The sequence below is a fragment of the Wolbachia endosymbiont of Mansonella ozzardi genome (assembly GCF_020278625.1).
In the GTDB taxonomy this organism is placed as follows: domain Bacteria; phylum Pseudomonadota; class Alphaproteobacteria; order Rickettsiales; family Anaplasmataceae; genus Wolbachia.
Window position 1 is genome coordinate 1 of record NZ_JADAKK010000030.1, and the last position, 13,255, is coordinate 13,255.

13 protein-coding genes, 2 tRNA genes and 2 pseudogenes are annotated in these 13,255 nt (G+C 34.9%); 8 read left to right on the forward strand and 9 right to left on the reverse strand.

Going from position 1 to position 13,255, the window contains the following annotated elements; genetic code table 11:
- Nucleotides 1–621: 621 nt before the first annotated feature.
- From atpG to IHO40_RS03590, 4 genes are all read left to right on the forward strand, one after another.
- A complete protein-coding gene (gene atpG, locus IHO40_RS03575) occupies nt 622–1,494 on the forward strand; it encodes an ATP synthase F1 subunit gamma (protein WP_225536798.1) in 873 nt (290 codons plus the stop codon).
- Nucleotides 1,495–1,512: 18 nt separating this feature from the next.
- On the forward strand, nt 1,513–2,847 hold the full coding sequence (locus IHO40_RS03580) for a TldD/PmbA family protein (RefSeq protein WP_225536799.1): 1,335 nt from the start codon (nt 1,513–1,515) through the stop codon (nt 2,845–2,847).
- A gap of 174 nt (nt 2,848–3,021) precedes the next feature.
- Entirely contained in the window at nt 3,022–3,276 is a 255-nt protein-coding gene (locus IHO40_RS03585; RefSeq protein ID WP_225536800.1) for a cold-shock protein, read from the forward strand.
- Nucleotides 3,277–3,286: 10 nt separating this feature from the next.
- Nucleotides 3,287–4,540 carry a DEAD/DEAH box helicase gene (locus IHO40_RS03590; protein ID WP_225536801.1) on the forward strand — a complete coding sequence of 418 codons (1,254 nt, stop codon included), beginning with the start codon at nt 3,287–3,289 and terminating at the stop codon, nt 4,538–4,540.
- A 68-nt stretch (nt 4,541–4,608) separates the two neighbouring features.
- Here IHO40_RS03590 and IHO40_RS03595 read toward each other — a convergent pair.
- Nucleotides 4,609–5,525: pseudogene (locus IHO40_RS03595) on the reverse strand (integrase core domain-containing protein).
- A gap of 75 nt (nt 5,526–5,600) precedes the next feature.
- Here IHO40_RS03595 and IHO40_RS03600 point away from each other — a divergent pair.
- Nucleotides 5,601–5,888 (forward strand): annotated as a pseudogene (locus IHO40_RS03600) (Rpn family recombination-promoting nuclease/putative transposase); the annotation flags it as partial.
- A gap of 153 nt (nt 5,889–6,041) precedes the next feature.
- On the opposite strand, the gene IHO40_RS03605 reads toward IHO40_RS03600, so the two are convergent.
- Together IHO40_RS03605 and IHO40_RS03610 are read right to left on the reverse strand one after the other, a co-directional pair.
- Nucleotides 6,042–7,034, reverse strand: coding sequence for a gamma-glutamyl-gamma-aminobutyrate hydrolase family protein (locus IHO40_RS03605; protein ID WP_225536802.1), 993 nt, complete (start codon nt 7,032–7,034; stop codon nt 6,042–6,044).
- A gap of 88 nt (nt 7,035–7,122) precedes the next feature.
- Nucleotides 7,123–7,195: transfer RNA gene (locus IHO40_RS03610), tRNA-Phe, on the reverse strand.
- Nucleotides 7,196–7,276: 81 nt separating this feature from the next.
- On the opposite strand from IHO40_RS03610, the gene coaD reads away from it, so the two are divergent.
- Nucleotides 7,277–7,783: a pantetheine-phosphate adenylyltransferase gene (gene coaD / locus IHO40_RS03615; protein WP_225536803.1), complete on the forward strand. Its 507-nt coding sequence runs from the start codon at nt 7,277–7,279 to the stop codon at nt 7,781–7,783.
- 65 nt (nt 7,784–7,848) lie between these two features.
- Nucleotides 7,849–8,094, forward strand: a complete 246-nt coding sequence (locus IHO40_RS03620) for a zinc-finger domain-containing protein (protein WP_225536804.1) — start codon at nt 7,849–7,851, stop codon at nt 8,092–8,094.
- A 22-nt stretch (nt 8,095–8,116) separates the two neighbouring features.
- Here IHO40_RS03620 and IHO40_RS03625 read toward each other — a convergent pair whose 3' ends face one another.
- From IHO40_RS03625 to rpsB, 6 genes are all read right to left on the reverse strand, one after another.
- A complete protein-coding gene (locus tag IHO40_RS03625) occupies nt 8,117–8,743 on the reverse strand; it encodes a phosphatidate cytidylyltransferase (RefSeq protein WP_225536805.1) in 627 nt (208 codons plus the stop codon).
- Nucleotides 8,733–9,428 carry a polyprenyl diphosphate synthase gene (gene uppS, locus IHO40_RS03630; RefSeq protein WP_225536806.1) on the reverse strand — a complete coding sequence of 232 codons (696 nt, stop codon included), beginning with the start codon at nt 9,426–9,428 and terminating at the stop codon, nt 8,733–8,735. The genes IHO40_RS03625 and uppS overlap by 11 nt, the downstream gene beginning before the upstream one ends.
- 362 nt (nt 9,429–9,790) lie before the next feature.
- Entirely contained in the window at nt 9,791–10,348 is a 558-nt protein-coding gene (gene frr, locus IHO40_RS03635) for a ribosome recycling factor (RefSeq protein WP_225536807.1), read from the reverse strand.
- A 10-nt stretch (nt 10,349–10,358) separates the two neighbouring features.
- Nucleotides 10,359–11,090 (reverse strand): UMP kinase, encoded by a 732-nt coding sequence (gene pyrH, locus IHO40_RS03640; protein ID WP_225536808.1) that lies wholly within the window; start codon nt 11,088–11,090, stop codon nt 10,359–10,361.
- A 10-nt stretch (nt 11,091–11,100) separates the two neighbouring features.
- Nucleotides 11,101–11,970 carry a translation elongation factor Ts gene (tsf, locus tag IHO40_RS03645; RefSeq protein WP_225536809.1) on the reverse strand — a complete coding sequence of 290 codons (870 nt, stop codon included), beginning with the start codon at nt 11,968–11,970 and terminating at the stop codon, nt 11,101–11,103.
- Nucleotides 11,951–12,799: a 30S ribosomal protein S2 gene (rpsB, locus tag IHO40_RS03650; protein WP_225536810.1), complete on the reverse strand. Its 849-nt coding sequence runs from the start codon at nt 12,797–12,799 to the stop codon at nt 11,951–11,953. Before rpsB ends, tsf begins: the two co-directional genes overlap by 20 nt.
- Before the next feature lie 179 nt (nt 12,800–12,978).
- Here rpsB and IHO40_RS03655 point away from each other — a divergent pair.
- Nucleotides 12,979–13,052, forward strand: a tRNA-Asp gene (locus IHO40_RS03655).
- Nucleotides 13,053–13,255: the final 203 nt, after the last annotated feature.

Here is a 13,255-nt window from a genome sequence, read left to right on the forward strand (position 1 = left end):
CGGTAGTTAAATGACTACTTTGCAATAAAGCCATCCCAGCGTTACGTGCTGGAATAATACCACTTGTTGTAAAAATAAATGCTCATTCATGAATTGCTTTAATACTTAAGAAATTTACTAAGCAAAAAAAAGGCAAAAGAAACCCCGTTAGCTAGTTATTACTATCTACCTTTTAAATGAGCGTTTTTTACTGCCTTAAATGCTTTAACAAACGCATTTTAGCTTGTATTAGGTAAAAACCTTGAAAGTTTATAAAGACATGAGGTACACATAGTACAAAAAATTAAATATAAGACGCCAAGTACATTGAGCCTTTTGCCGTTTAATCTGTACAGACTAAAGATAAATAATAGCTCTGGTAATAATAAGGGGGTTGAGGGAATTTTTGTCAAGTAGTTTTTTTGTTTCCATTGAATACCAATGCTCTGTCAAAAGTTTGTTATATAGTTACGTAAAGAGGTCTAGCGCTTCTTGCTCATAATTACAGGTTTGAGCCAATTTATCATGATATTCTATTCGTCCTCCCAATAACAAAGGTTAGTATTATATCTTCTTCATATCAAAGAACTTGTTTTTTGACATGAACAGTTGTATGTTTAATAAACCAGAGTTTTATATAGAATGAAGAGCTTAAAGGAATTATCCTCAAGAATTAAGAATATTAGGTCTGTACAGAAAACTACAAAAGTAATGCGAATGGTTTCTGCAGCGAAGTTATTGCAGAGCAAAAAAAAGCTATCAAGTTCAAAATTGTATATATCTAAGCTGCATAGCATTGTTTCTCCATTAGTGTTAGCGGTTGGTCAAGAATTAATGGCAAAAGTTTTAAACACTAGTGATGATGATCCTAACCTAGTATTTATTATTGCATCTGATCACGGCTTGTGCGGCAACTTTAATTCTTCCATTGTCAAATTTAGTCAAGAGCATGTAAATAAATCAATCACAAATGGCAGAAGGGTAGATATTGTATTTTGGGGTAAAAAAGCTTTTGATATAGGTAAAAATAGGTTTGACTCTAAAAGTATTTTAAAAATTGAAAACAGCAAGGGAATTACTCTAAGGCATATAGAATCCTTGATTGATAGTATGGATCTCAATAAGTACAATAAAATTGAGGTTTTCTATAACAAGTTTTATAATACTTTCACACAAAAACCAACGTTGGAAACAATAAAACCATGGAGTCAAGATTCATCTTTGATTGATAACTCTCTGGCTAATTCAATAGCAGATTACAGCTATGAATATGAGCCACAAAATACTGAATTTATTTTACGATCTTTGATTCAAAGTTACGTTGCAGCTGCCCTTTACTCTGCTTTACTTGAGAGCGCAGCAAGTGAGAATAGTGCTAGAATGGTTGCAATGGAATCAGCAAATAGAAATACTAAAGAGATGCTGGATAAGCTAGCACTGCTTTATAATCGTTCTCGTCAAGCAGCAATTACAACTGACTTGATCGAAGTCATAGGTGGTGCAGAATCTTTATAGAAACCTAATGGGTAAGAAATGGATATACTAAATATTGCATCAGATATTGTCAAGCTGATAAAAAAGCAGAACCAAGATGCAGAAGTTACAATATATGAAACCAACAAAATTTCAGTTTCTCAACGGCTATCAAAAATTGAACAAATATCACAATCTAAGAATTGCACGATAGGAATTAGAGCTATAGCAGGCAAGACCAAAGCTGCGTATATTTCTACAAACGATTTAAACAACCTTGGTGATACGATCAATCAAGTAGTAGAAATGGCAAAGAATGCACCAGAAGATCCTTACATTAATTTTGCCATAGGTGGAAATAATTATACCTCTTTTGCAGACTTAGGTATCTTAGACAATAGTGTTGTAACTATTGATAATTTAAAAGGGATTGCTGAAGCTGCAGAAAATTCAGCTCTTGAACATAAAAATATCATCAATTCCGAGGGAGCCTATTCTTCACATACCTTAGTAAACACAGCGTTATCTACCGTTTCTGGTTTTATTGACTCATTTAGCAAATCAATCTTTGTTAATCAAGTTTCCGTTGTTGCTGGAGAAGAAAGTGAAATGAAGGTTGGTTATGATTACGATGTAGCATGTAATTTCGGCGATTTAAAGTCACCAGAATTAATAGGAAAAGAGGCAGGAAAAAGGGCAATTGACCAATTAAATTCACGCACAATCAAAACTGGTAAATTTCCAGTCATTTTTGAAAAAAGAGCAGCAAAAGAGTTAGTGAAAAGTTTTGCTTCCGCTATAAATGGCAGTAACATTGTAAGTAACAGCTCTTTTTTGAGAAATAGTTTAAATACTCAGATTTTCAACGATAGAATCAACATTATTGATGACCCATTATTGCCAAGAGGTATAGAATCAAGACCATTTGATGGAGAAGGAATAACCAGCAGGAAAAATACACTTGTAAAGAACGGAGTACTACAAAATTGGATTTTAGATCTATATTCGGCTAAAAAATTAAACTTGGAAACAACTGGAAATGCAACTCGCGCAGGTAATGCCTCAATTGCTCCCATAGCTAGTAATTTTTATATTGAAAATAGCAATATATCATTTGAGGAATTAATTAAGGAAGTGAAAAAGGGAATATACATAACTGATTTGTTTGGTTTTGGTGTTAATCTAATTAATGGTGATTACAGTCAAGGCGCATCAGGATTTCTTATAGAAAATGGAAAAATAACGTATCCAATACACGAGATTACTGTTGCCAGCAATTTAAAAGACATGTTTAGCAATTTAATTGTTGCAAGCGATTTAACTTTTTGTGGGCAATTTAATTCACCAACGATTAAAGTTAGTGAAATGACAGTTGCAGGCTCGCTTAACAATTAGAAAATTTAGTTGCATCAGGTACAATAATTGTGTACTATGAGTGTGTAATGTTAGGGTAGACTATGGAGTATAAAAGTTTAGTTTCAATGGCTAAGCTTTGTGCATTCCCAATTATAATTTTAAGGTTTTTCATCACATTAGTAAGGTTAGTTAACAGTTTTAGGAGTTGTTCAAATGGAATTTGGTAATATAAAGTGGTTTAATGCCGAAAAAGGTTATGGTTTTATTAAGCCAGAGGCTAAAGGAAGTGATGTTTTTGTACATATCAGTACGTTAGAGCGTTCAGGAATAAGACCTGATTCACTTAGAGGAGAAAATAAGGAAAAGGGAATAAAAGGAGAAAGAGTAAGCTATGAGCTTAAAGAGGAGCGAGGTAGAAATGGAGAAGAAAAAAAATCTGCAATAAATTTAAAGTTGCTAGAAGATTAATCGTATTTTGATGGCAAAAGTTTTTGTGAGTAGCTTTCAGGAGATGAATCTTCCAGTTTTGCTCAGGCGAGCTCTAGACAAGTACAATCTTTCCGTTCCAACTCCGATTCAAACACAGGCAATTCCTTTAGCTCTACAGGGTAAAGATATTCTCGGATCCGCTCAAACAGGAACTGGAAAAACTTTGGCGTTTGCTATTCCGTTGGTTGCTAAGCTGTTAGATGAGTCTAGTGCTGGTTCAGCCTTAGTTATAGTACCAACCCGAGAGTTAGCACAGCAGGTAACGAATGAGATAAGAAAGCTCTTATTTCAAGATTCTGTGTTAAAGATTGCCTTACTAATCGGTGGCGAGCCCATCTTCAAGCAGCTAAATCAGTTAAGAAAAAAGCCGCGAATTGTAATAGGTACTCCTGGTCGTATTATAGACCATATTGCACGTAAAACTTTGATTACTCACAATATCAACACTCTTGTGCTTGACGAAACAGACCGTATGTTCGATATGGGTTTTGGAATTCAAATTGAAGAGATTATGAAATATCTGTCAAAAATACGGCAAACTCTAATGTTCTCTGCAACTCTTCCTGGTGATATAGTTAAACTCGCTGAGAAATACCTTAGTCAACCAGAACGTGTTTCTATTGAGCATGAAGCTACAACTTCCACGAAAATCAAGCAAGAAATTATTTATGCATCAGAATCAGAAAAATATGGCAAACTTGTTACACAACTATGTCAACGTGAAGGATCAATCATTATTTTTGTAAAAACAAAGCAAGGAGCAGATCAGCTGGCTAACAAATTGCGCAAAGATAACTATAGCACTTTAGCAATTCATGGTGATCTAAGGCAGCACAAACGCGAAAGAGTCATCAATTCCTTTCGTCGTGGTTGCAATCAAATCATGGTTGCAACAGATGTTGCCTCTCGTGGTCTTGATATTCCCCACATTCAACACGTTATTAATTATGATGTACCACAATCGCAAGCTGACTATATTCATCGCATAGGTAGGGCTGCACGCGCTGGAGCTGAAGGACACGCGTTATCTTTCATTACACCTCAAGATGAGAGAAGGCTACCTGAACTTGCAAACAAAAAAGGAGAGTTAGATTTTGATTCCAATGTGCAATTTAAAAAACGTAGTAGTAAAAAGATCTCTAAAAAAACAAGTGTACTGAAAACTAAATATAGTAAGAAAAGGATTAATACTTTCAAAGAGAAAAGCAGAGTGATACAAAATGTACACTCTTCTATTTTTTAGAAATTTAAATATAAAAAGTAAGAAAAAGTGATTTGAAAAGTTGCTAGGTATCTGAGATGAATGAAAGATTATCTAACCTTAACTGTTCTCAATGGATACCTAAATTTTCTGTAGGGTACCTTCACAGCACCCTTGTCAGTTTTTCTAAGATCTACCAGCCCCGGACTGTGATGGTATAGGTTTAGTGTAACAATTCCGGAGGCTTTGTCCACTGCAAACATGTAAATTCAAAAAGGGTAAGACCCTTAAGAATTTTGAGTCTTTTAGTGCAATTGTAGGCCACAACAAAGTCGTAAAGATGCTCTTTGAGTTGCTGATGTGACCGGTAACAATACTTATTAACGTGGCATTTTTTAAAGTCCTATTCACATGCTCAACTTGCCCATTCGTCCAAGGATGGCTAACTTTTGTTATATGATGTTTCAAGTCATTCTCTTCACAAACCCTATAAAATATGTGTTGAAACGCGTTCTTATGGCATTTTTGTTGGTACATTGTATGCTGTTATCTGTCAAAATAGTGTGGATTTTATATGGTAAAATTCTCACGTAAAAACTCAGCAGCTATGGGTTTTGTAGCACTTTTATGCAGCTTAACATAGGTGAATTTGCATGTTCTATCTATTGCAAAAAACAAATACAACTTTCCTTCCTCTGTTCTGACTTCTGCGATATCAATATGAAAATAGCCTGTAGGATATTGTTTAAATTTCTTTTTTTGGTTTAACTTCACTCCGGTAGTCTGCTAATGTTGTGCCTTTGTAAATAACAATGTAAGCTAGAAGTGTGGGATTGAGGTTTGCAGAGCATAGAGGCAGTCATCTAATGGCAATAAAGTATGCTTAAGAAATGCAACAATTGTAGCCTACCCCTCCACTTAACGATAGTTGAGGTTATAGTACTTAGAAAGTTTTGCTATGCTCTCTTTACTATTTTGTATCGCTCTACGCTGTTGTCCTGGCGTACCCATGTAATACTTGTCCCATAATTCTCCCTTTGATGGTATTTTTTTCTCATACTTTATCATACCATCACACTCTGGAACTGTACATCTCATAGATATTGCAGAAAAAGCTTCGCTAATAAAGCTAGCATATGATGAATTAGACAAGTTTCACTGGAACAAAAAGGATCTAATAGCGTATGAAGAAAGATTAGTAGACCTACGCAAAGAAGAAGGTATCCTAGCTTAAAAGCTTGATGATGTCAGAGAGAAAGGGAGAGAAGAAAGAAAAATTGAAGTGGCAAAGGCAATGCTGGATAATAACCTTGACGTCAACACTATTGCCAAGTTTACTGGTCTTTCCATTAGTGAAATTGAAAGGATTGCAAGATTAAAAGACACTTAACTTAACGCGATACAGTAAGTGCTAGCATGACGAAAGAAAAGTTCACTACTAGGTTCTCATACGGCTATACGAGAATCTAATGACTGACATAAATAAATGTGCTTATACACTTTTTGGTTATTGGAGCTTTAACAAAGGCGTTTACAACGCCCATTAAGCACGATAAAGAAAATCATTTATAATTGCTATGGCAACTAGCGTTGAAACTTGGCGAGCCTTGTGATTTGATAAATAGAAATTTTTATCTGACTTCACAATAAGCACTTCTGGATGACTTTGAAAGTAAATATTACCATGCTTATCTTCAATAGCCTCTATTATCCCATCTCTTGAAAATGCTGCAACCTTATATCTAAGTAATTCTAACTTTTTTCTGTTTTCCGGCGTATTACTTACTGTTCCTGAATGAGCATCTGGAAAACATGTTGAAAACCAGCCATTTTCATCAGGTGGTAAAAATTTAGCTATCACTTCTGCTAAACGACTGTTTGGAACAATTTTGATCTGCTGGAGAGGTACACTTTCTTGCTGTGGATTAGATGCTGATTTTAAATGAGATCTTTGCTTCTCTTCACCACTTACAAAATTTGACACACTCACTACTTCAATTCCTTTTGCATTCATAATACCTTGTAAACCGCCACATGTGCCAAGTAAATGGATTGTAGGATTATCATCCACTATTTTCACAATTGCTTCAGTAACAAACTGGCGACAAGGAGTAGTAGGAAAAGGTTCAGAGTGTAAATCACAGTAATTTCCTGGAATAAATATTCTATTTATTTTGTGCTCTTTAAAAAACTTTGCAACTTCAACTTTTATTCTATCTAATGTCAGCTTCCTTGCCAATATTTCATCTTGTTTTGCAAGGTTAAGTGACTCTGCCTGAATTTTTTTTAGGCTAATTATCTTATTATGATCAATTAGTATAGTTTTGATTCCCCAGTTATTAAACATCTCGTAGATATTTTGAGACAAGCCAACCTCATGTGGATATGTTTCTTCTTCTGTTTTTAATAAACCAACAACTATGTTACCATTTATTGAATGCAAATTTTCACTAGCGCCTGAATAAGCAATGCTGCTGAATAACAGAATTATACTTAATGAGATATTAAATACTTTATTATGATATCTATGTAACATAATTTATTACACTAATATTCATATAAATATCATAACATATAATAGAGTATTTCGCAACAAGAAGGTAAACTTATTAAGAAAGAAAAAGTGGCCTGAGCAGGAATCGAACCAGCGACACAAAGATTTTCAGTCCTTTGCTCTACCAACTGAGCTATCAGGCCAACCATATGCTTTCATTTTTAGATAAAAAATGTTATTATGTCTATCAAAAGTTTTTAAAGTAATTTATATAAAAATAAAGGATGGACATTAATAACAGAATAGGAATTTACCCCGGAACATTTGACCCTATCACCTTTGGACATATTGACGTAATAAAAAGAGCATGTAAGCTAGTTGATAATTTAATAATCGGTGTTGCAGAAAATGTTAATAAGTACACTGCCTTCGACATAAAGTTGCGCACAAGCATGGCTAAAAATGAAATTAAAAGGCTAGGAATTGACGCAGATGTTGTATCTTTTAATGGGCTATTAATGAAGTTTGCTAAAGAGCAGAATGCCTCTGTCATTATTAGAGGACTCAGAGCAGTGTCGGATTTTGATTATGAGTTTCAAATGAGTTGGGTAAATTATAAACTTCTTCCTGAAATTGAAACTATATTTCTTCCTGCCTCTGAGGACACCCAATTTATTTCATCAAGTTTTGTAAAAGAAATAGCAAGGTTAGGGGAAAGTGTCAGCAAATTTGTGCCAGAGGGTGTTCAGAAGGAATTGATTAATCTAAGCAGGATAAGAAGTGAAGAATAATGTTTATTTTCTATTCCCAAACATGTATATTCAATACATAAGACATTATAAACTAAAGGAGCAATATGACAGTGAGGGATAACGATATAATAGTTTGTTGTCGTGGTGATGAGAACAATAATGGTTCTGGTCATCCATTAATATATTTGTATAAAGAAGGAAGCGAAACATTCTGTCCTTATTGTAATAGGTTAATGAATGAAGAATTTAAATCTGAAGAGTCTGAAAAATTTAAATCCAATGAAGAATCTAAATCTGTTGCAGGGTGCATTGTGAAAGCAGTTAATGAAAAGAAGAGGACCCATGGATGAAATAGCACTTCGTTCTTTTTAGCTAGCTTACATGGATAGCAATAAGGGGAGCAGTGAAAATGAAGCTATCCATACGATCGAGTACTCCTCCATGGCCAGGTATTATACTCCCACTATCTTTAATATCGTAAACTCTTTTAATGAGTGATTCAGTAAAATCACCAAGTTGTGCTAAAGTAGCAATTGCAAGGCCAACTATTGGAGAATAAAAGACTGAAAATAAACCTAAAAATATTGACCCGAAAATTGTACACACTATTCCAGCTAGAATTGCGCCAAGAAGTCCCGACCAAGTTTTTCCAGGGCTAATAATTGGACAAATTTTAGCTCCACCAAAATTCTTGCCAAATAGGTAGGCAGCAATATCAATGCTCCAGATGGTTAAGATGAGCCATACTAATGTATATTTTCCCTGTGGCAGGTTGTATAGATATATTAATGAGGCATTTGGTAGTGCAATCAACAGTAATGCGAAAACGTATAAGATTCTGCTCCCCTGAGTTAGGTAATACCATTCAAAAGAAGATAAAACTGCTATCGAAAAAATTAACAGGTAAAACGATAAATCACTGAAATATGTAGCAAAAGAAAATATAAACAATATTACTACTGAAGACAGTATTCTAATCACAAAATTATTATCTGCCATATCTTTTTTCTCTTTTCGTATAATCTTCTAATGCTTTACTCAAATCTTGACAAGAAAAATCAGGCCACAAAGTATCACAAAAATACAATTCAGCGTAAGCCGCTTGCCATAATAAAAAGTTACTTAACCTTTTTTCACCACCAGTGCGAATTAACAAATCCAGCCTCGGCAAATCTTTAGTATATAGAAATTTTTCAAATTCGTCTTCTGATACACGAGCAATATTTTTTTTCACAATATTGCTTATAGCGTGTATAATTTCTTGCTTTGCTCCGTAGCTGACCGCTACAGTAAGTAATAAACCATCGTTCTTATGTGTTATTTCCTCTGCTTTTCTAATTTGATCAAGTATTTTTTTTGGTAGTAAACTTAAATTGCCAATAAAACTCAGCTTAATATTATAATTGCAAATGAAATTGATTTTATTCTCGTCAGTTAGAACAGAGTAAAATAAATCAAATAGATGGTCAGTTTCTTCTTTAGGCCTAAGCCAATTCTCCATGGAAAATGCATACAAAGTCAAATAAGGTATGGCTAGGGTTGTGCAATGCTTAGCAATATCATATGCAACCTCGCTGCCCTTTCTATAACCATCAATTTTTACCCTCCCTTGGTTGTTTGCCCATCGACCATTGCCATCCATAATGATGGCTAAGTGTTTTGGTAGAAACTCGAGATTCAACATTTAGAGTTCACCCGATGTCATAAAAGTAACTGACACACAGCCATACGAATATTGTGCTACCAGAATGGTACCATTCCAGTGTTCCGACACTGGAATCCAGAAATTTGATTGCAAGTGAGCACACTGAGCTGATAAGCATAAAAATAGCTGTCTTATGCTAAAACAAACGTCTTTGATAAGATTGTATGAAAAGCTGGATCTCAGCGTTAAGCACTGGGATGACACCTTTGTATTTGAGGCAAAAATAGCTAACACACTGCCTCCGCTGACAAATGTTTGTACAGCTGCATATCAGCTACTCGGGTGATACCCCTGTATGTAATTCGTTTTTTTTTACTATTGAAGGCTTCTTTCATATCAACTTAGTGATTTAGTATATCTTTTTCTTTAATAGATAATTCACTATCAATCTTTTTGATATTATCATCAGTAATATTCTGTATTTCCTTTTTAGCACTATGAAAATCATCTTCTGAGATTTCTTTACTTTCCTGCATTTTCTCTATTTCTTCCATAATATCTCTACGTATATTTCTAATGGCGACCCGCGCATTTTCAGCAAACTGGTGCAATAATTTCACTAATCTTTCACGTGTTTCTTGCGTTAAATCTGGAAGGGTTATACGTACAGTATTACCTTCGACAACAGGATCTAAATCTAGATTGGCATTCAATACAGCATTTTTCACTTCACCTATAACACTAATGTCCCAAACTTTAATTGACAATGTTTTATTGTCCGTCATTGAAACACCGGCAACTTGATTCAGTTTTTGATGTCCTCCATAGATATTCACAACTATGCCGTCAAGCAATGATGGGCTAGCTCTACCGGTGCGTATACCTTTAATGTCATCATGAAAGGAATGAATAGTTTTTAGCATCCTTTCTTTTGTTTTAGTTCTTACTTCATTCAACATAAATTACCTATCATTTATAATCTGAAACTATAGTATAAGTGCCACGACCCTTAACAATATTGACTATTTTTTCTTCTTTCAAAGAAAAAACTATAATTGGAACGGAATTCTCACGTGCAAGTGAGATCGCTGATGCATCCATAACATTTAAATCACGAATCAATAAATCCATGTAAGAAAGCTTATCATACATTACAGCATCCTCATTTTTTTTCGGATCAGCGGAGTATACACCACTTACTTGTGTACCTTTTAAAATAACATCACAATTTGTTTCAACAGCACGTAAAGCTGCAGCTGTATCTGTAGTAAAAAATGGATTACCTGTACCTGCCGCAAAGATTACTACTCTACCTTTTTCTAAATGACGAATAGCTTTCCTTCTGATATAAGGCTCGCATATAGTAGCCATGGGTATTGCTGATAGTACTCTAGAGTCTACTAAATTTTTCTCTAAAAATTTTTGTAAGATCAAAGCATTAATTATAGTTGCAAGCATTCCAATATAATCGCTACTTGCTCTTTCACAACCACTTAAAGATGCAGATGCGCCACGAAAGATATTACCACCACCAACAACAATACATACCTGAACTCCAAGCTTGTAAACATCAGCTACATCTTTACACAATTGATCTATAATCCCCATATCATGACCATAAGGCCGCGATCCCATCAAAGCCTCGCCAGAGATTTTAAATAACACTCTGTAGTATTTTATTTCACCTGTTGAGGGAGTCATTTTCAACTATTTAATCTCTGCTACCTAAAATAAGTAACTTATAATCAAACAATTTGACAGTAGAGTTTACACTCGACTCGCTCACTTTGATAAAATCGGAAATTTTCATTTTATCATCCCTTATAAACTTCTGTTCTAGTAAAACAACTTCTTCATAATATTTAGCCATTCGACCATCTACTATTTTCTTTGTCACCTCTTCAGGTTTATTTAAGCTTTTCACCTGTTTTTCAATTATAAAACGTTCATTGTTCAACTTTGCTTGATCTAAGTCATCTATAGAAAGAGCTTCGGGCTTCATAGCAACTACTTGCATCGCTATTTGTCTTCCAGCTTCTTGCAACTTTGACTTATCACCGGATGATTGCAATGCTACTAAAGCACCAGTTTTACCAAGGCCACACACATTACCATGTACATAACCAGCAACAATTCCGTTCTGAGCTTCCAGGTAACAAAGCTTGCTCAGCTCTAACTTTTCACTAAGGACAGATATACCATTTATGATAGCTTCCTGCACCGTACCAATGCCTCCATATTTGGCATTTTTTAACTCATCAACGCTAGTACAGCGTTCTTGATAAGCAATTGATGCTAAATTCGAGATTAGTTCTATAAATTTCTCATTTCTTGCAACAAAATCAGTCTCACAATTGAGTTCAATCAATACGCCACGATTTTCAGCCAAATGCATAGCAATTAGCCCATCTGAAGTTACTCTATCAAACCTTTTGTCAGCCTTAGCAAGTCCTATTGCACATAACCTATCAATGGCTCGTCTGATATCACCATTACATTCCTCTAATGCTTTCTTACAATCACTTAAACCAAGCCCTGTTCTATTACGTAGTTCCTTTATACTATCTGGATTCATCTTCATTCGTTACTACCCCCTTTTCATCCTCTTTATAAATTTTACCGTGTCCCTTTTTTATCTGTACAATATTGTCTCCTTTTTCTTGAATAAACTCATCGCCCTTTATATCACCAACCTTAACTCCAGATCTTGCTAAACTAGATTCTATTCCAGTCAATATAAAGTCTGCAGCCAACCTACAATAGAGTTCTATCGATTTTCTTGAGTCATCATTCCCTGGTATAGGATAAGTAATATCATCTGGATCAGAGTTAGTATCAAGTACTGCAACTATTGGAATTCCCAATTTTTTCGCCTCCTTAACTGCAATATGCTCTTTATTAGTATCAATGATGAACAAAATGTCTGGAATTGCTCCCATCTCTCTAATGCCACCTAGCGCCTTATCAAGCTTTTGTCTTTTCTTTTCAATATTTCCCAATTCTTTCTTCGTTAAAACACTATTTTCATCATTTAGTATTTTTTCGTATTTAATTAGTGTTTTTATTGAAGAAGAGACAGTTCCCCAATTAGTAAGCATACCGCCAAGCCATCGATAATTTACATAATATTGACCACAACGAACTGCTTCACTTGCAATAATATCCAAAGCCTGAAATTTTGTACCAACAAATAAGATGCGACCACCTTGAGATGCAACCTCATATAGGGCCTTCATTGCCACCTGTAGTAATGGCGATGTCTTTCGCAAATCAATTATATGTATACGATTCTCTTGATGCACCCCATATATGTATGGAGCCATTTTCGCATTCCAGCGACTAACTTTATGACCAAAATGTACACCAGACCTAGCTAAATCACGTATAGTGACCTCGGGTAAGTTTACCATATTCATTCCTCCAAATAGTTTACCCTCCATGGCATAACCCTAACAGGACTATTTGTATAGCCATGTGTGAAATCAAGTTACTTATATAGTAATATAAAAGGCAACAAAGTGTAAACAAAAAACGTTGACAAAAGGCAACATGTTTATTAACTTTAAAGTCAGAAACGCTAAAAGGAAATGGGGGTGTAGCTCAGTTGGTTAGAGCGCATGCCTGTCACGCATGAGGTCATGAGTTCAAGTCTCATCACTCCCGCATATAACTTCTAGTACAGTCTAAGTTCGTTATGCTAGTCTTTATTTTACCCTATTGTGATGTATAGCAGCACAATGAATTGTAGCATAATGTTGAAAAACCTCATTGGACTTTCTGCATAACCTAAACTCATACCAATGGTAATAGGACAAATTAAGGGTACCGTTTTGCCAGTCAACAATGGTGTCATTCCAGCATCACGC

What these genes read in the sequence shown, in the direction of transcription:
- rpsB (WP_225536810.1), bottom strand. Translation starts at nt 12,799, where the DNA reads ATGGTAAACTTACCCGAGGTCACTATACGTGATTTAGCTAGGTCTGGT.
- coaD (WP_225536803.1), top strand. Translation starts at nt 7,277, where the DNA reads ATGGACATTAATAACAGAATAGGAATTTACCCCGGAACATTTGACCCT.
- pyrH (WP_225536808.1), bottom strand. Translation starts at nt 11,090, where the DNA reads ATGACTCCCTCAACAGGTGAAATAAAATACTACAGAGTGTTATTTAAA.
- IHO40_RS03625 (WP_225536805.1), bottom strand. Translation starts at nt 8,743, where the DNA reads ATGGCAGATAATAATTTTGTGATTAGAATACTGTCTTCAGTAGTAATA.
- atpG (WP_225536798.1), top strand. Translation starts at nt 622, where the DNA reads ATGAAGAGCTTAAAGGAATTATCCTCAAGAATTAAGAATATTAGGTCT.
- IHO40_RS03620 (WP_225536804.1), top strand. Translation starts at nt 7,849, where the DNA reads ATGACAGTGAGGGATAACGATATAATAGTTTGTTGTCGTGGTGATGAG.
- IHO40_RS03585 (WP_225536800.1), top strand. Translation starts at nt 3,022, where the DNA reads ATGGAATTTGGTAATATAAAGTGGTTTAATGCCGAAAAAGGTTATGGT.
- IHO40_RS03590 (WP_225536801.1), top strand. Translation starts at nt 3,287, where the DNA reads ATGGCAAAAGTTTTTGTGAGTAGCTTTCAGGAGATGAATCTTCCAGTT.
- IHO40_RS03580 (WP_225536799.1), top strand. Translation starts at nt 1,513, where the DNA reads ATGGATATACTAAATATTGCATCAGATATTGTCAAGCTGATAAAAAAG.
- uppS (WP_225536806.1), bottom strand. Translation starts at nt 9,428, where the DNA reads ATGTTGAATCTCGAGTTTCTACCAAAACACTTAGCCATCATTATGGAT.
- IHO40_RS03605 (WP_225536802.1), bottom strand. Translation starts at nt 7,034, where the DNA reads ATGTTACATAGATATCATAATAAAGTATTTAATATCTCATTAAGTATA.
- tsf (WP_225536809.1), bottom strand. Translation starts at nt 11,970, where the DNA reads ATGAAGATGAATCCAGATAGTATAAAGGAACTACGTAATAGAACAGGG.
- frr (WP_225536807.1), bottom strand. Translation starts at nt 10,348, where the DNA reads ATGTTGAATGAAGTAAGAACTAAAACAAAAGAAAGGATGCTAAAAACT.